General features: G+C 63.3%; 15 protein-coding genes. 11 read left to right on the top strand and 4 right to left on the bottom strand.

The features are described from left to right. Window positions 1–152: 152 nt before the first annotated feature. Window positions 153–1124 carry a thymidylate synthase gene (locus ACYPXD_RS33325; protein WP_459722567.1) on the bottom strand — a complete coding sequence of 324 codons (972 nt, stop codon included), beginning with the start codon at window positions 1122–1124 and terminating at the stop codon, window positions 153–155. 302 nt (window positions 1125–1426) lie between these two features. Continuing rightward, entirely contained in the window at window positions 1427–2824 is a 1398-nt protein-coding gene (locus ACYPXD_RS33320) for a sigma-54 dependent transcriptional regulator (RefSeq protein ID WP_459722562.1), read from the bottom strand. Window positions 2825–3381: 557 nt separating this feature from the next. Between ACYPXD_RS33320 and ACYPXD_RS33315 the strand changes: the two genes are divergently transcribed. The 9 genes from ACYPXD_RS33315 (at window position 3382) to ACYPXD_RS33275 (ending at window position 12759) form a co-directional block, all read left to right on the top strand. After that, entirely contained in the window at window positions 3382–3909 is a 528-nt protein-coding gene (locus ACYPXD_RS33315) for a hypothetical protein (protein ID WP_459722558.1), read from the top strand. Window positions 3910–4332: 423 nt separating this feature from the next. Further along, complete coding sequence (locus ACYPXD_RS33310; protein WP_459722553.1) at window positions 4333–4833, top strand: hypothetical protein; 501 nt, start codon at window positions 4333–4335, stop codon at window positions 4831–4833. Beyond that, window positions 4830–5480: a hypothetical protein gene (locus ACYPXD_RS33305; protein ID WP_459722548.1), complete on the top strand. Its 651-nt coding sequence runs from the start codon at window positions 4830–4832 to the stop codon at window positions 5478–5480. The genes ACYPXD_RS33310 and ACYPXD_RS33305 overlap by 4 nt, the downstream gene beginning before the upstream one ends. A 27-nt stretch (window positions 5481–5507) precedes the next feature. Further along, complete coding sequence (locus ACYPXD_RS33300) at window positions 5508–7088, top strand: hypothetical protein (RefSeq protein ID WP_459722542.1); 1581 nt, start codon at window positions 5508–5510, stop codon at window positions 7086–7088. A 226-nt stretch (window positions 7089–7314) separates the two neighbouring features. Further along, the gene (locus ACYPXD_RS33295; protein ID WP_459722537.1) at window positions 7315–8025 is read left to right on the top strand and encodes a C39 family peptidase; all 711 of its coding nucleotides are present in this window, start codon (window positions 7315–7317) and stop codon (window positions 8023–8025) included. Window positions 8026–8032: 7 nt separating this feature from the next. Continuing rightward, a complete protein-coding gene (locus tag ACYPXD_RS33290; RefSeq protein WP_459722534.1) occupies window positions 8033–8878 on the top strand; it encodes a peptidase C39 in 846 nt (281 codons plus the stop codon). Between the two features lie 308 nt (window positions 8879–9186). After that, window positions 9187–10632: a hypothetical protein gene (locus ACYPXD_RS33285; protein ID WP_459722532.1), complete on the top strand. Its 1446-nt coding sequence runs from the start codon at window positions 9187–9189 to the stop codon at window positions 10630–10632. 24 nt (window positions 10633–10656) lie between these two features. Continuing rightward, entirely contained in the window at window positions 10657–12198 is a 1542-nt protein-coding gene (locus tag ACYPXD_RS33280; protein ID WP_459722528.1) for a sigma 54-interacting transcriptional regulator, read from the top strand. 57 nt (window positions 12199–12255) lie between these two features. Beyond that, window positions 12256–12759, top strand: a complete 504-nt coding sequence (locus ACYPXD_RS33275) for a dihydrofolate reductase (protein ID WP_459722525.1) — start codon at window positions 12256–12258, stop codon at window positions 12757–12759. Between the two features lie 115 nt (window positions 12760–12874). Here the strand turns inward: ACYPXD_RS33275 and pmbA are convergent, their stop codons facing one another. Further along, window positions 12875–14251 (bottom strand): metalloprotease PmbA, encoded by a 1377-nt coding sequence (pmbA, locus tag ACYPXD_RS33270; RefSeq protein WP_459722521.1) that lies wholly within the window; start codon window positions 14249–14251, stop codon window positions 12875–12877. 288 nt (window positions 14252–14539) lie between these two features. On the opposite strand from pmbA, the gene yjgA reads away from it, so the two are divergent. Both yjgA and mog read left to right on the top strand, forming a co-directional pair. Further along, complete coding sequence (gene yjgA, locus ACYPXD_RS33265) at window positions 14540–15175, top strand: ribosome biogenesis factor YjgA (protein ID WP_459722516.1); 636 nt, start codon at window positions 14540–14542, stop codon at window positions 15173–15175. Next, window positions 15156–15788 (top strand): molybdopterin adenylyltransferase, encoded by a 633-nt coding sequence (mog, locus tag ACYPXD_RS33260; protein ID WP_459722512.1) that lies wholly within the window; start codon window positions 15156–15158, stop codon window positions 15786–15788. Before yjgA ends, mog begins: the two co-directional genes overlap by 20 nt. A gap of 73 nt (window positions 15789–15861) precedes the next feature. Here mog and orn read toward each other — a convergent pair whose 3' ends face one another. After that, window positions 15862–16482 (bottom strand): oligoribonuclease, encoded by a 621-nt coding sequence (orn, locus tag ACYPXD_RS33255; protein WP_459722508.1) that lies wholly within the window; start codon window positions 16480–16482, stop codon window positions 15862–15864. Window positions 16483–16553 lie beyond the last annotated feature (71 nt).

Below are 16553 nucleotides of genomic sequence, written 5' to 3'. Positions count from 1 at the left end.
AGGCCCGCCGCAATGCCATTGCGGCGGGCCTTGTCTATTGATACTCGCGCTTCGGAAAGCTCACCGGCAGCACCACGCCATGCCGAATCCGCGTTGAGCGCGCTTCACATGCCTTAAATACAGGCCTTGAATACAGGCCTCGAATACCAGCCTCAAATCGCCATCGGCGCCGTCAACGGTTCATGGTGCTGATACCCCACCAGCGAAAAATCAGACGGTTCGACCCTGTCGAGCCATTGCGGCTCGTACACCCCAGTCTTCGCATACTCGGGCACGCGCGCGGCAATCTCGAGACGCGGACTCGGATACGGCTCGCGCGTCAACTGCTGCTGCAGCATGTCGAGCTGGTTCTCGTAGATGTGCGCATCGCCGATGAAGTATGTGAACCAGCGCGGCGTATAACCGGTCAGCCTGCCGACGAGATGCAGCAGCGCCGCGCCTTCGGTCAGATTGAACGGCGTGCCGAGGCCCACATCGTTGCTGCGGATGTACAGGCACAGCGAGATCTCGCGGCGCGCCACGTTCGGCAGGAACTGATACAACAGGTGACACGCGGGCAGCGCAATCTCGTCGAGCACGGCCGGATTCCATGCATGAAACAGAATCCGCCGGTCCGCGGGGTTGCGCATGATCGTATCGAGGCATTGACGCAGCTGATCGATCGCCTTGTACAGCAGCACCTTGCGGCTACCGCCCTCTTCGAACTCGGTCACCGGCTGGAAACCGCGCGCGGCGGCATCTTCGAGCTGCGCGCTCGCGGTCATGTCGAGCACCTTGTATGCGGGCCATTCGCGCCACTGCACGCCATACACGCCACCGAGGTCGTCCGGCCCTTCGCGGTACGGATTCGCGAGCCATTGCGGGTTTTCGTTCGCGTTCGCATCCCATACCTTGCAGCCGAGCGCACGAAACTGCGCGGCGCTGCGCGACGCACGAAGAAAGCCGATCAGTTCGCCGATCGCGGACTTGAACGCCAGCTTTTTCGTCGTGACCGCCGGAAACCCCTGCTGCAGATCGAAGCGCAACATCGCCCCCGGCATGCTGATGGTGCGGATGCCGGTGCGATTCTCCTGCCAGCTGCCGGTGTCGAGAATCGTGCGGACGAGGTCGAGATACTGTTTCATTCGGGGTTCCTTCGGCATGGCGCCGCTGTCGCAAAGACAGCAAAAGACAGCAAAAGACAGCGCCGACGATGTCGCGTGACGACGGGAAACCGGGATTCTAGCAAGCTTGGGAGAGGTACTGAACGCGCGATGCGGGATCGCGGAATCGCGGTGGCGAGAAGCAGGCGTACGGGTCAGGTCAGATGCGCCGCCGGCTCGGCTTCGGACCTGAGTATGGGCTCGACAATTAACTGATCAGACGCGCCAAACACACAGCATCGCCCACTCAGCAAGGCGCTGAGCAGGTTGAGTTCAAACTCAGATCAAAGATGCTGCACGGACGGCGGCAGCTCCGCATGCGGCGTCATCTGTTCGCTTTCCATGTGCCGCATGCCATGCGAGCACAACAGCCGGTAAAGCGTCACGCGCGAAATGCCGAGTTCCTGCGCCGCATCGCCGAGACGTCCGCGGTGGCGCAGCAGCGCGAGTTCGATCGCCTGCCGTTCGGCCGCTTCGCGCGCCTGCGCGAGCGATACCGGCACAATCTCGACATATTCGGACAGCTCCAGGTCGCGCGCGGTAATCGCGCGCCCTTCGGACATTACGATCGCACGCCGCACGCGGTTGATGAGCTCGCGCACGTTGCCGGGCCAGCTGTAGTTATGCAGCGCGGCGATCGCATCGGGCGCGAAGCCGCGCAAGCGCCGGCTCGCATCTTTTCTGAAACGTTCGAGCATATGCCGCGCGAGCAGCTCGATATCCTTGCCACGCGCGCGCAGCGGCGGTTCGTCGATCTGCAGCACGCACAGGCGGTGATACAGATCCGAACGGAAACGCCCTTCGATCATTGCGCTGTTCATATCGACGTGCGTCGCCGAGATGATGCGCACGTCGACCTCGATCGAACCGTGGCCGCCCAGACGCTCGACCTTGCGCTCCTGCAGGAAGCGCAGCAGGCTCGCCTGGCTTTCCAGCGGCAGATCGCCGATTTCGTCGAGAAAGAGCGTGCCGCCATTGGCCGCTTCGACGCGCCCGATCTTGCGCTGATTCGCGCCGGTAAACGCGCCGCGCTCGTAGCCGAACAGTTCGGATTGCAGCAGATGCGGCGGAATCGCACCACAGTTGATCGCGACGAACGGCGCATTGCGACGCGCCGAGCGCTCGTGAATCGCGACTGCCGTGAGCTCCTTGCCGGTGCCCGATTCGCCGGAGATAAAGACGGGCGCATCAGTCATCGCGACTTTGCGGATCGAACGGAATAGCGCAAGCATCGCATCGCACGAGCCGACCATTTCGCCTTCGGTGCCCGCCGTTTGCGTCGCGTCGTTCGACGCGGTCTCGCCAAGCGAGATCATCCCGTACGCGTGGCCAACGGAATCGACGATGCGGTCACCTGAATAAGGGACCGTAACGTAGTCGAAACAGTAATCGCGCACGAGCCGTCGCAGCGCCGCGTCCTGCAGTTGACCGGGCGCCGTGGCCGCGACCCAGCCCACATTGGGCATGGTCAGACAGGATTCGAACGCGGCGATTTCATGTTGCTGGAAACAGCTGGAAAGATCGAGCAGACCGCCGGCAGCAGTACCGGCACGCACCGCACGGCGCACGTCGCGCGCCGAGCCGACAACTTCCACGTGCCAGCCCCGCTCATGGAAGCGCGCGTTGAGGTCAGCACTGGGATCGCGTGAAACATAAATCAGTTGCCGCGTTGCGGATTCCATTATTCAGATCCTCTCGTCAACGAACGTTAAGGATGACGCACGTACCTGAATCTCTCTTCTCGCATTCCTCAGATACGCCTATTCGCATCGGGATTCGCTATACAACGAAAACCGAACGGCCATTCCATTCCGTACGGACAGCTGATCCCCGAAAAACGGCGCTTTGTATTGAACGGCCCAAGAATGGGCTTTTTTAAAACGTGTGCTGTAGTCGAGAGCTTACTATACGTACGGCGCTTCGAAAAACAAATATGCAAATTAATTCAGCAACCCTTGATAAGGTAAGGGTGACCGCGCGCGAATCTATCGGCGGTAAGTTCTCTCTGAATTAAACCCATTACGCGCATTCACCATACTTTATCCGCCGCAAAAAAATCGTTGTGTGAGCAAACAATCGTCCAAATCGCACTATTTCGCAGTGTCGTATCAACGCTGAAACGTTTTCAGCCGATTTCCGAATCTCCGCACTCCTCCCTTTACACGTAAGCCCGATGCATCAACGGAATGCTCGATATGGCATATGTTTCGCTAAATGTGCCGCACCAAGGAGACACATCATGCGACACGTTTCCCGCGGCGCTTCATGCCATTGCCACACCGCCACCGGCCTCCCCGGCCGGCGTGTTCGGGCCGTCTCCCTACGCTTGCTTGCCGGCGTCGCGACGCTCGGTGCAACGCTCGCAATCGGCACGCTGCCATTCACCTTGCCTTCTCCCGCATTCGCTCAGGAATCCGCTTCGTCGGCATCGGCCGACGCCGGCGCCGTCGCCCTCGCGGACACGATGCCCGCAGCGGCGACGGCGCCGGAAACGGCGGCTGCCGCTAGCGAAGACGATGCGCCTGCACAGGTATTGAACACGCCCGCCGATGTCGTTTCGATGACCGACGTGCCGCTCGATGATCAGATCCTTGCGCGGCAACGCGGCGGCGCAAGCGGACTCACGATGGTCGCGGCTACGCCGGACTTGCTGCGCGGCTCTTCGGTGACGCTATGGGACGAGATCGCACCGCCCGCACCGCTGCCGGTGCCGGTCGATGCGGCACGCGCGGCGCAAAGCAACGTCGCGAGTTATCTGAGGAAATGATCGGGAAGCAAGTCGGGAGTAAGCGAAGACACATAGACAGGCGGTCGAAGACGTGCTTGAGGACGAATCTGAGGGATATACCGGAGGGACATATCCAAGGACTCACCTGAGGACTCACCTGAGGACTCACCTGAGGACTCACCTGAGGACTCACCTGAGGACTCACTGAGGACTCACTGAGGACTCACTGAGGACTCACCTGAGGACGCAACAGAAACGCAACAAACGAAGAAGCGACTGACGAAGCAACGATGACGAAAGAAGTGCGCGACAAACGTGCGCGAGCGAGACCTGCACGTGCGCGAGCGAGACCGCTTTAACACTGCTGAACAATACGCTGTCGGGGTACCCATGAATGCGTCGCACAAAGCACCGGTGAGTGCACCCAGGAATGCACCGGCAACGGTATCGCTGAATGTATCGATGCCGACTTCACGCGGCCGGCTTCCGTTTTCACGGCCGGCACTGGCCGCCGCGCTGACCGGCGCATGCATCGCCTTCGTTGCCGGTACGGCGCACGCCCAGCACATCACGAACCCAGGCGACATCGTGCTCGAACGCGAGGTCGCACCTCGCAACGCATTTGTTTCGGTTCCCAACAATCAGGAACCCGTACTATCCAGCGCGACCACGTTCCCGGCGAACAGCTTCAATCCGGCGATGGCGCAGCTCGTGTCCGACTCCGATCTGACCAATGCGCGCGGCTCGACGGGCCTCAGCGCGCCGGGCCTGGCGGCCGGCACCGGCATGCAAGCGGTCACGCACATTCTCTCCGGCAACACGACCGGCAATAACGTCGCACTCGGCACGGGTGGCATCGGCCAGCCGGCGGCCGGCATCGGCGGCACGATTTCATCGTCGGTGACGGGCGCGCTCGCGCCGCTGTCGAGCGCGCTCGGTGGCGCGCCGGGAGGCCTCAAATGAATACGCGCCGCTCGAGACTTGCCATAAAAATCGCGCACGCCACGTATGCAGCCCTCTCGGTCGCCACAGTCGCGGCGGCGCTCGCCTGCACGACACAGCCGGCGCACGCGCAAGCGCTGGCGCGCATCACCGGCGATGCAGGCATCGCTACCGGCGCGGCCGTCGGCGCAACGGGCGCGATCACCGTCAACGAAGCCGCGGGCGTCAACAACGCGCAGGCCAACCAGCTGACGATCTCGACCGGCGGCTCAGCCGCCAACGACAACACGAGCGTGCAAAGCGCGAGTGCGTCCGCGAAGGTCACGAGCGCGCGCGCATCGATTGCGGGCAACGCGTTTTCGAACACATCCGGCGCCGTACTGGTGAACCAGTCCGCGGGCGCGGGCAATCTCCAGCGCAACAGTGTGCAACTCGGCACTGCTGCGATCGGAGTCGAGACCGTTTCGGACAGCGTGCTGTCCGCAGCGGTCCCGAAGAACGGTGGTCTGGCGCGAGCGAACGGGGTTCACGACGCGAGGGAGGCGACCATCTCCAACGAGGCCTTCAGAAACGTCAATGGCATCGTGCAGATCAACCAGACTGCCGGCGCCGGTAATGCCACGGCGAACAGTTTTGTGCTCCGTCCCCCGGCGGGCACTCTTTTCTAACTGACCAATAAGTATCGGAGCGAGATCATGAAACTCAAGCGCACCCTGATTGCGGCAGCGGTTCTTGCCGCGGCATCCGGCAGCGTGTTCGCAGGACAGCTGAAGAACCCGTATCTCTTCAATGCGACGATGGTCGGCGAACAGATCGGCATCGAAGGATTCGTGCGCCTGTTCGGCTGCGTATCCGTCTCGAGCACCGCGGGCGCCGTCGTCAACAACACGCAGAACGTGTATGCGCACGCCTCGCTCGACCCGCAGTCGCAAAGCTATATGAGCGGCGCGCTGACCACGCGTGTCAACAATGCAACAAATAGCGTGACCGGCACGGGCAGCAACTCCGTATGGGCCAACAGCTCGTTCTCGACCAGCGACAGTCATTCGTCGTCGCATTCGTCGTCGAACTCGCACAGCGCCAATTCCACGACAACCATCAGCACATCGAGCAACTATGCGTATGCAAACCAGGCAAAGGCAAGCGCTTCGAGCGAGTATCACCAGTCGAGCGACAGCGGCCATGCAAGCAACAGCTCGTCGTCGTTCGACGCCGGCATTGCTCTCAGCGACAACAGCAAACACTCGAGCTCGCAGTCGGGCAACTTCAGCGGCAAGCTCTCCGAAGGCGCGTCCGCTTCGACGAGCTACAGTTCGCACGGCAAGAACTGGGGCGGATCGAAAGAACATTCGACCAGCGCTTCCGAAAACCTGCAGGCCCACGCAAGCGGCTCATACGACAAGAACCATATGTCGAGCGCGTCGGACTCGCTTAACGCCAACGCGTCCGGCCATCTGAACACGAGCCACAGCGACACCGAAAGCCAGCACAAGAACGCGTCGCAGAGCGGGTCCGCGCAGGCGTCGAACAGCGGGTCGGGCAACCAGTCGGCAAGTGCAACCGTGACGTACGCGCACAACGACTCGAAGTCGAGCTCGGCGTCGCACTCGGGTTCGTCGTCGTTCTCGACGTCTTCTTCCGCGTCGAAGAACTGGGGCTATAACGTGAACGACACGCTCACGACGGTCGACGAAAAGACGACCGGCTCGGTGACGCAGTACATCAACACGCAGGCACCGGGCACGCTCAACGCCGGCACCGGCAGCAATGCCGCGTCGGGCGTATCGGGCAACCTCGGCATCAACATCGCGGAAGGCATCGACAACGCGCAAAGCAACGATGTCGCGCTCGCGTCGGTCGACGTCGGCAATGTGTTCGGCAACGCACAGATCTTCAACTCGCAGGGTTCGGGCGGCAGCGCGAAGATCAATAACTTCAATCTGAACGCATCGGTCGGCGACGGTTCGCTGTCGCACGTGACGGGCAATGTCGGTGTGAACGTCGCATCGGGTATCGGCAACGTGCAGAACAACAGCCTTGCCGGCGCGGTGACGACGACCAACGCCGGCACTGCGATGACGACGGCGATGGTAGCCACGGACGACAACTCGCAATCCGCGAACATGGCGGTGCACGGGCAGTTCCAGGGCACCGCGATGCTCGGCGCCAATACGCTGGCGGGCGCGTCCGGCAACATCGGCGTGAACATCGCGGGCGGCGCGGGCAATTTGCAGCACAACGGCCTGGCGATTGCTGCGCTCAATAGCGGTCACTGAGCGCATGCAGGCGCGATGCGTTGTGTAGCAAACCTCGCAAAGAAGGCTGAAAAAGCCATGTAATAAGCCATCGGAGGGGCTTATGCCGGCTGCCAGAGAAGCAGCCGGCATGTGCGCCGCACAACTCCGGCCACGCGCTAAAGCGCCAATCCGGAGTAGCACGGCATGGGATGGGAGTAAGCGCTGAAGCGCCAACTCCCATCGACTCGCCGCACAGGAGACCATCATGTCCGGGTGTGTTCGCTTCCCGGCGTTGCCGCTCGCCTTTGCGTTCTCATGTTGCACGTTGTGTGCGACAGCCCACGCACAAGCCAGCATCGATACGTCTACCCTCGCAGGTATTCCGCTGACCAAAACGGTTCGCTCGATGAGGGACATCCGCTACAGCCATATCGTGAGCCAGCAGTTCGACTACAGCTGCGGTGCAGCCGCGCTCGCGACGCTCCTCAAATACGGCTATGGCATCGATATCCCCGAGACCGAACTGATCCGCCGGATGATGGTTTTCTCCACGCCCGACATCGTGGTCAAGAACGGCTTTTCGATGCTCGACATGAAGAAGTTCGTCGAGACGATCGGACTGCGCGGCAGAGGTTTCCGGGTCAATACGGACGCGTTGTATCACCTGCAGATCCCCGTGATGGTGTTGATGAACATCGACGGATATGAGCATTTCGTGATCGTCAAACATGCCGAGAACGGCCGCGTTTTTATCGCGGACCCGGCGCTCGGCAACCGGATCCTCCTCGAAGAGGATTTCTCGCAGACGTGGAACGGGCTCGTGTTCGCTGTGGTCGGCAAACCATTCAGGGAGGATTCGCCGCTGTTGCAGGACAACGAGTCGCTGGCCTTGAAGCTGCGCGCGGGCGCGCTCGCGACCGGCGCGGCCACGACACCTTTTGTCGAATACGGCCTGACACGGGCCGAGCTCTTCTGAGCCCATCATGAAGCGCGAACTCTCAACCAGAAACCGCGCGCTGTTTGCAGTCATGGCGACGGCAGCGTTTGGGGCCGCAGGCACTGCGTATGCGGCGGAAGCAGGCGGGGCGGTGCCGCTGCCCGCATTTTTATCGGCACACGACGGCACGCACGACGGCGGCATGGAAACGATCAGATGGCAGCCCGTCGGCGACGACGTACTCGCGGGCCAGACCGGCAAGTTCGCGAACGGGCAGATGATTTCCGGCTTCGTGCTGAATCTGCTGTCGCAATGGAATCTGCCGAACGGCGCAAGCGCGATTGCGCAAGGCTCGCTTGCGGTCGCACAAAACGCGGCAAACCAGATGAGCGCAACGGTCAATTCGATGGCGCGCGTCGTGAATGGAAACGGGCGCAACAACGGTGCCGATGCCTCCGCGCAAGTGAACGGCGGCCAGCACATAGCGGTAAACGGCGTTTCTCAGGTTACACAGGTAGCGGGCAACAGCAACGTCGGCATGAACGCGGCGCAGATCGATTTCACGGGCAACGCGCTGCAATCGGCTAGCGGCAACGGCGCGACGAGCGCCAGCGCATCGAACGCGAACGGCACGATCAAGGCGGGCATCACGTTCGGCAACGGCGGCGTGAGCGTTGCGCTGCAGACGCCTGCCGGCATGGCCACGCAAACGATCGCGCCGGGCGCAGGCCAGGCCGGATCGATTGCGCAGATGCTGCAGATCGCGGGCAACAACCAGCAGGTCGCGAACCAGTTGCAGCTGCAGTTGCAAACCGCGCAGATGTCGTCAGCGTCGTTGCGCCAGGCAGGCGTGCTGCAGGCGCTGCAGAACGCGGTCAATGCAAGGCGGTAGTGCGAAATGAGATGCGGCGAAATGAGATGCGGCGAAATGAAGTACGGCAAAACGCGGCGCGCAACGTAGTGCGCCGCGCAGTGCACCTCTCGGTGCACCGGACAACGGGAATGTCCGGCGGCAAGTCAGGCAGGAGACCAGCAGCAAACCGGGCGGGAAGACACAACGGGGAGTCACAACGGGGAAACAGACAGGCGGGCCGCCACCCGCACCGCATGACACAAAGCAGTCGCGAAAGATAGGAGACGAGGCTCGCGCGAGGCACAACAACAGCGACGCGTGGCCTGCTTGACCGGGGGAATAACAACATGATTGCCGACACCAGGACCAGAAGGCCGCGCGTTGCTCTCGCGGCCATTCCGGCAGCAGCGGTGATGTTTGCATGGGCACAGGGGGCGGCCGCTCAGGCCATTGCAAATCAATCGATGGAGGAGCGGCTCAATCAGCTGATGCGCGTCGTCGACGAGCAGCAGCGTCAAATTCAATCGCTCGAGCGCCAAGTGACCAATCTGGAGATGGCGCAGCGCGGCCGCGGCGCCCCAGGATACGGCGCGCCCGGCTCGACTGCGGTGGCTGAACAACCGGGGGCCGACGGCTTGCCAATGCCGTTGCCGCCGCTCGCGCAGGTGACGCCGGGCGCACCGGCGCCCGGCGGCCAGGGCAGCAGCACGGCGACCGGTGTGCCGGTCAATCCGCCGGCGCCGGAAGGATCGACCGCCACGGGTTCGACTGCGCCCGGTGCGCCGGTCGCGCCCGAAGGCGCGATCGGCACCACGCAGAAAGCGGCCGAACCGGTCCGCACGCAAGCCGAGGAAGCCGTCGTGCAGCGCGAGCATGCGCCGCTCTTCGATCACAAGCTGACGCTCGACTGGGGCATCAGCGACACGTACTACGACCGTCGCCAGTTGCAGCTGTCGGGCTTCCTTGCGCTCGATGCAATCTTCCTCGGCAACATCAACCTCGGCGAAACGAAGTCGCATCAGGTGATGTCGGATCTCGACATCCGCTATGGCCTGACCGACCGCATCAGCGTCGACGTCGACGTGCCGTACATCTATCGTCACAGTACGTTTATCGTCGGCGGCGCGGGCGGCGCGGCAAGCACGCTGTCGGATGCGTCGGTCAACTCGCATGCGATCGGCGACGTCAACTTCGGCTTCTACTATCAGCTGGTCAAGGAGACCAACAGCATTCCCGATGTGGTCGGCAGCCTGCGCGTGAAAGCGCCGACGGGCACCTCGCCGTTCGGCATCAAGGTCGTGCAGCTGACGCCCGACAACACGAATCTCGTCGCGCCGTCGGAGCTGCCGACCGGCACAGGCTTCTGGAATATAACGGCCGGTTTGTCGGTACTGAAGACGTATGACCCGATCGTGCTGTTCGGCAGTCTCTCGTACACGTATAACGTCGCGCGTTCATTCGCGGATATTTCATCGGTGCAGGGACAAACGGAACCGGCGACCGTGAAGCTCGGCGACATCGTGCAGATCGGCGGCGGTGTCGCGCTCGCGTTTTCGGACAAGGACTCCGCGAGCATCTCATACACGCTCGCACTCGAGCCGTCGTCGAAGACGAAGGCGCCGGGCGGGAGCTATCAGGACGTGCCCGGCAGCGAAACGACGGCGGCCGTGCTCAATTTCGGTTTAAACCACGTGGTCAACAAGCACCTGACGATCAACGGCACGGTGTCGATCGGCATGACGCCCGATGCGCCGAACTTCGTGGTCGGATTGCGCTTTCCCTACACCTTTTGATATGCCATCGAGACGAGGCTGATCGTGCGTGAACCCTCTCATCTGACTGCCGTGCCGACGATCGCGTCGGGCGGCCCGCCTGTTTCGGCCGCGCGCACTCCGCTGCCATCGACGAACATACCAGGCGCGCCGGTCGCGCCGGCCGTGCAACATCCGGGCACGGCCGATACGACCGGCACGAGCGCGCGCAACGACCGCACGCTGCTCTACGTCGCACGCACGCCCGACGACACGCTCGTCGCGCATCTGAAAAGCCGCGGCTGGTCGGTGCTGACCGCGCGTTCCGCGCACGAGATCGGCCGCCTGCTGAAACCGGAAGCCGCGTACGCGGGCATCGTCGATATGGCGAGCTTCCCGGTGCGTGATCTCGCGCCGCTCGAAGCGTGCCTGCGCCAGCAGCAGGTCGGCTGGATCGCGCTCGCGAACCAGGAGCGGCTCGCCGACCCCGAGGTGCGGCGCCTGATACGCCACTACTGTTTCGATTACGTGAAGATGCCCGTCGCGCATGCCACGATCGACTATCTGGTCGGCCACGCGTTCGGCATGGTCACGCTCTACGATGCCGACGTGCCCGCCGACGTCGCGCACGAAGACGACGAGATGGTCGGCACCTGCGATGCGATGCAGGCATTGTTCCGCACGATCCGCAAGGTCGCGAACACCGACGCACCGGTGTTTATCTCGGGCGAATCGGGCACCGGCAAGGAGCTGACCGCGGTGGCGATTCACGAGCGTTCGCCGCGCCGCAATGCGCCGTTCGTCGCGATCAACTGCGGCGCGATTCCGCATCACCTGTTGCAGTCCGAACTGTTCGGCTACGAGCGCGGCGCGTTTACCGGCGCGAATCAGCGCAAGATCGGGCGCGTCGAAGCGGCCAATGGCGGCACGCTCTTTCTCGACGAAATCGGCGACCTGCCGATGGAAAGCCAGGCAAGCCTGTTGCGCTTTTTGCAGGAAGGCAAGATCGAGCGCCTGGGCGGCCATGAATCGATTGCCGTCGACGTGCGCATCATCTCGGCGACGCACGTGGACCTCGAAGACGCAATGCGCGAGGGGCGGTTCCGCGCGGACCTGTTTCACCGTCTGTGCGTGCTGCGAGTCGACGAACCGCCGCTGCGCACACGCGGCAAGGACATCGAAATTCTCGCGCATCACATCCTGCACAAGTTCAAGTCCGACAGCGCGCGCAAGATTCGCGGCTTCACGCCGTCGGCGATCGAGGCGATGTACAACTACAACTGGCCGGGCAATGTGCGCGAGTTGATCAACCGGGTGCGCCGCGCGATCGTCATGGCGGAGACGAAACTGATTTCGGCCGAAGACCTCGATCTCGCGAACTACAGCGCGCAGCAGACGATGTCGCTGGCGCAGGCGCGCGAAGCAGCCGAGAAGCGCGCGATCGAATCGGCGCTGCTCAGGCATCGGCACCGCTTGAACGAGGCGGCGGCGGACCTCGGTATTTCGCGCGTCACGTTGTATCGGCTGATGGGTTCGCATGGTTTGCGCGATTCGACGAACGGCGACGACAAGGGCACGTTTGCGGCGGAAAGCGACGCGCGGGAGTGAAGCCATCACGCGCGCGTCGGGTAGAATCGCTGCGAACCGATTCTCCCGCCTTTTCCCATGACAACGCTGACCCTGATCGTCGCTCGCGCCCGCAACGGCGTGATCGGCCGCGATAACCAACTGCCCTGGCGGCTTCCCGAAGACCTCGCGTTTTTCAAGCGCACGACGATGGGCGCGCCGATCGTGATGGGCCGCAAGACGCATGAGTCGATCGGCCGCGTGCTGCCGGGCCGGCGCAATATCGTCGTGTCGCGCGATGCGACGCGTCGTTACGACGGCTGCGATACGGTCACGAGCCTTGCGGCCGCGCTCGAGCTCGCCGCGCGGGATCAGGCGCCCGAGGCCTTTCTGATCGGCGGCGCACAGCTTTATGAAGACGGCTTGCGCGAGGCGAACCGGTTGATCGTCACGGAAATCGCCGAGGACTTCGAAGGCGATACGACCTTTCCGGCGCCCGATCCGAACGAATGGGAAGAAGTGGCGCGCGAGGCGCATCGCGCGAATCCGCCGAACGAGTTCGACTACGCGTTCGTGACTTATCAACGCAAGAACCGGCGCTAAAACCGGCGCTGGAAAGCAAAATCGCCACGCGGCGCAAATGCGCGTCGCGTGGCGATTGTCTTTGAGCGGACCTCGAATCGCAGCGCTCGAGCGACGGTCGAGCGGCCGCGACACCTCACTGTCCGGCGATTGTCATCCGCTCGATCAGCACCGAGCCCGTATGCTTCGTGCCGCGCACGATCGTATCGGCGCCGATCGCGACGATATGGCGGAACATCTCCTGCAGCGTGCTCGCCACCGTGATCTCTTCGACCGGATACTGGATCTTGCCGTTCTCGACCCAGAAGCCCGACGCACCGCGCGAATAGTCACCGGTCACGTAGTTGACGCCCTGCCCCATCAGTTCGGTCAGCAGCAAGCCCGTGCCAAGCTTTTTGAGCATCGCGTCGAAATCGTCGTCGGGCTGCGTGAGCGAGCTCTTCAGCGAGATGTTGTGCGAGCCGCCCGCATTGCCGGTGGTCGGCATGCCGAGCTTGCGCGCCGAGTAAGTGGACAGGAAATAGCCTTCGACCACGCCATCCTTCACGACCGAGCGCTGACGCGTGCGCACGCCCTCTTCGTCGAACGGCGCGCTGCCCATCGCGCGCGGCACATGTGGATCTTCGACGATCTGCACGTGCGGCGCGAACACGGGCTTGCCGAGGCTGTCGACGAGGAACGACGTCTTGCGATAGAGCGCACCGCCGCTCGTCGCCTGCACGAAGGCGCCGAGCAGGCCCGCGGCGAGCGGCGCTTCGAACAGCACCGGCACCTTGCGCGTATCGAGGCCGCGTGCGCCGATGCGCGCGAGCGCGCGTTCGGCCGCATAACGGCCGACGGCTTCCGGGTCCGCCAGTTCGGTCGCACTGCGCTTCGACGTATACCAGTCGTCGCGCTGCATGTTGCGGCCGCTGCCGGCGATCGGCGCGCAGGCGATGTAGTGCCGCGAGTACGGATAACCGGCGAGGAAGCCGCGCGACGTGCCGAGCACGAACTGCGAATGCTGCGCCGAGACGCTCGCGCCTTCGGAGTTGCGGATTTGCGCGTCGGTTGCGAAAGCGGCATCTTCGGCGCGGCGCGCGATCTCGACCGCTTCGTCGGCCGACAGATTCCACGGGTGATACAGATCGAGGTCTTGCGGCGCCTTTTCGAGCAGTTCGTCTTCGGCGAGACCCGCGCAGTCGTCCTCGGCCGTGAAGCGCGCGATGTTGTAGGCAGCGGTGACCGTATCTTTCAGCGCTTGCGGCGAAAAGTCGGACGTGCTCGCGTTGCCGCGCTTGTTGCCGATAAACACGGTCACGCCGACCATCTTGTCGCGGTTGTGCTCGATCGTTTCGACTTCGCCGCGCCGCACCGAGACGGACAGGCCGTCGCCTTCGGAAATTTCGGTCGCCGCATCGCTTGCGCCGAGCGACTTCGCGTGGCGAAGAATGTCCGACGCGATCTGCTTCAGCTCGTCCTGGGAATGCGGAAAAAAACGCTGCCGGGCTTCGGTTTCGATATCTGCTGCCATTGTGATTGCCGTCCTCGGTTGGCGTACCGCGCTCGCGCCGGGCAGGGCCCGCGTGGCGGTGACGCGCTGGGTTGCGCATGGTGTCGCGCGTGTGCCTGGATTAACGCTTGCCGTGTTACGTGTACATGTCAGCGCGCATCACGCGATCATAACAAGGTCCGCGCGGACTCACCTGGGCTTTGCAGCAGGTTCCTGCAGCTTCCCGCCTGGCTTCTCGAACCGTTTCCGCGCGATTTTCACTCCGTATCCATGCAGGGCCCCTGAAACTCGCACGTTACAATATCGGGCATGACACGCAAAACCCGTATTCAACCTATGTCGAGCCCGGCCGCGGCCGCCGACGACGACCACGGCTACGACCGCCCGAGCAAATCGCAGCTCAAACGCGAGATGCATGCGCTGCAGACACTGGGCGCGGCGCTCGTCGAACTGCCGAAAGATGCATTGAAGCGCATGCCGATGCCCGACGCGCTCGACGAAGCGGTTCGCGACGCGCGCCGCATCACCGACCACGAAGGCAAGCGCCGCCAGCTTCAATACGTCGGACGAGTGATGCGCACGCTTTCCGACGAAGAAACCGCCGCCTTGCGCGCCGCGCTCGACACCTACAACGGCGCGAACCGCGCCGAGACCGCGAAGCTGCACTGGATCGAACGCACGCGCGAGGCGCTGCTCGCCGACGATGCCGCGCTGACCGAATTCATCCGCCGGCATCCGGCGGCGGACCCGCAGGAGGGCCGCACGCTGATCCGCAACGCGCGCAAGGAAGCGCAGCTCGGCAAGCCGCCGCGCTACTTCCGCGAGCTGTTCCAGTGGATCAAACTGGCGGGCGGCGTGCAGATGGCCGGCCATACTGGCACCGATAGCGACACTGATAGCGATTCCGGTGTCGAGGAAGACGACGATGACGACTCCCGCAGTTAACCCCACCCGCAGCCACCCCGACGAGCTGATCGTTGGCCTCGTTTCGATCAGCGACCGCGCGAGCACCGGCGTCTACGAAGACAAGGGCATTCCGTCGCTCGAGGAATGGCTGGGCGGCGCGCTCACCTCGCCGTGGCGCAGCGTCACGCGCCTGATCCAGGACGATGCGCCGACCATTACGTCGACCTTGATCGAACTCGTCGACGAGGCCGGCTGCGACCTCGTGCTGACGACCGGCGGCACGGGCCCGGCGCGGCGCGATGTGACGCCCGGGGCGACGCTGGCGGCGGGAACGAAGGAAATGCCGGGTTTCGGCGAACAGATGCGGCAGATCGGCCTCAACTTCGTGCCGACCGCGATCCTGTCGCGACAGGTCGCGGTGATCCGCGAGACACCGGCACGCGCGGCGCTGATCGTGAACCTGCCCGGGCAGCCGAAGTCGATTCGGGAGACGCTCGAAGGTTTGCGCGACGCGGATGGCAAGGTGAAGGTGCCCGGCATCTTTGCCGCGGTGCCCTATTGCATCGATCTGATCGGCGGCCCGTACATCGAGACGAACGCGGCCGTGGTGGCGGCGTTCCGGCCTAAAAATGCGGTGCGCGCGCCGCGCTGAAGGCGCAAGCGAAGAAAAAAGGCGCTGGCTGCGGTTCGCAGCGCGCCTTTCGTGCAGACTACCGGCGTTACCGCTACTTCGCGGGCGTATCCGTTACCGGTGCACTCGCTTCCGGAATCAGGAAATGCTGCCGGTAGTAGCGCAATTCGTCGATCGATTCATGGATATCGGCCAGCGCGGTATGCATCGCGCGCTTCTGAAACCCTTTGTAGATCGCAGGCTGCCAGCGCCGGCACAGTTCTTTCAGCGTGCTGACGTCGAGGTTCCGGTAATGGAAGAACGCTTCGAGTTCCGGCATCCAGCGCGCCATGAAGCGGCGATCCTGGCAGATCGAGTTGCCGCACATCGGCGATTTGCCGGGCGGCACGTATGCGCCGAGAAACGCGCGGATCTGCGCGGTGGCGGCGGCTTCGTCGACGGCCGATGCGCGCACCCGGTCGATCAGGCCCGAACGGCCGTGCGTATTGCGATTCCACTCGTCCATCTTGTCGAGCGTTTCGTCGCTTTGATGGATCGCGAGAACCGGGCCTTCGATGACCTTGTCGAGCTGCGAATTCGTCACGACGACAGCGATTTCGATGATGCGGTCGTTGTCCGGATCGAGCCCGGTCATTTCCATGTCGAGCCAGATAAGGTTCATTTCGCTGCGCGCAGGCACGAGCGGCGCGGCGGCGGGGTCGAGGATGTCGGTCATCGGAGGTGGACTCAGGTGAGAATCCGGCAGGATGGCCTGTATGGTCCCCGGCCTGTCTGGCCGATGTGGAA

This window comes from Paraburkholderia sp. 2C (assembly GCF_054589215.1).
This window is presented reverse-complemented; position numbering and strand designations above follow the sequence as displayed.

What these genes read in the sequence shown, in the direction of transcription:
- ACYPXD_RS33295 (WP_459722537.1), top strand. Translation starts at nt 7,315, where the DNA reads ATGTCCGGGTGTGTTCGCTTCCCGGCGTTGCCGCTCGCCTTTGCGTTC.
- ACYPXD_RS33285 (WP_459722532.1), top strand. Translation starts at nt 9,187, where the DNA reads ATGATTGCCGACACCAGGACCAGAAGGCCGCGCGTTGCTCTCGCGGCC.
- orn (WP_459722508.1), bottom strand. Translation starts at nt 16,482, where the DNA reads ATGACCGACATCCTCGACCCCGCCGCCGCGCCGCTCGTGCCTGCGCGC.
- yjgA (WP_459722516.1), top strand. Translation starts at nt 14,540, where the DNA reads ATGACACGCAAAACCCGTATTCAACCTATGTCGAGCCCGGCCGCGGCC.
- ACYPXD_RS33290 (WP_459722534.1), top strand. Translation starts at nt 8,033, where the DNA reads ATGAAGCGCGAACTCTCAACCAGAAACCGCGCGCTGTTTGCAGTCATG.
- mog (WP_459722512.1), top strand. Translation starts at nt 15,156, where the DNA reads ATGACGACTCCCGCAGTTAACCCCACCCGCAGCCACCCCGACGAGCTG.
- ACYPXD_RS33305 (WP_459722548.1), top strand. Translation starts at nt 4,830, where the DNA reads ATGAATACGCGCCGCTCGAGACTTGCCATAAAAATCGCGCACGCCACG.
- ACYPXD_RS33275 (WP_459722525.1), top strand. Translation starts at nt 12,256, where the DNA reads ATGACAACGCTGACCCTGATCGTCGCTCGCGCCCGCAACGGCGTGATC.
- ACYPXD_RS33300 (WP_459722542.1), top strand. Translation starts at nt 5,508, where the DNA reads ATGAAACTCAAGCGCACCCTGATTGCGGCAGCGGTTCTTGCCGCGGCA.
- ACYPXD_RS33320 (WP_459722562.1), bottom strand. Translation starts at nt 2,824, where the DNA reads ATGGAATCCGCAACGCGGCAACTGATTTATGTTTCACGCGATCCCAGT.
- ACYPXD_RS33325 (WP_459722567.1), bottom strand. Translation starts at nt 1,124, where the DNA reads ATGAAACAGTATCTCGACCTCGTCCGCACGATTCTCGACACCGGCAGC.
- pmbA (WP_459722521.1), bottom strand. Translation starts at nt 14,251, where the DNA reads ATGGCAGCAGATATCGAAACCGAAGCCCGGCAGCGTTTTTTTCCGCAT.
- ACYPXD_RS33315 (WP_459722558.1), top strand. Translation starts at nt 3,382, where the DNA reads ATGCGACACGTTTCCCGCGGCGCTTCATGCCATTGCCACACCGCCACC.
- ACYPXD_RS33310 (WP_459722553.1), top strand. Translation starts at nt 4,333, where the DNA reads ATGCCGACTTCACGCGGCCGGCTTCCGTTTTCACGGCCGGCACTGGCC.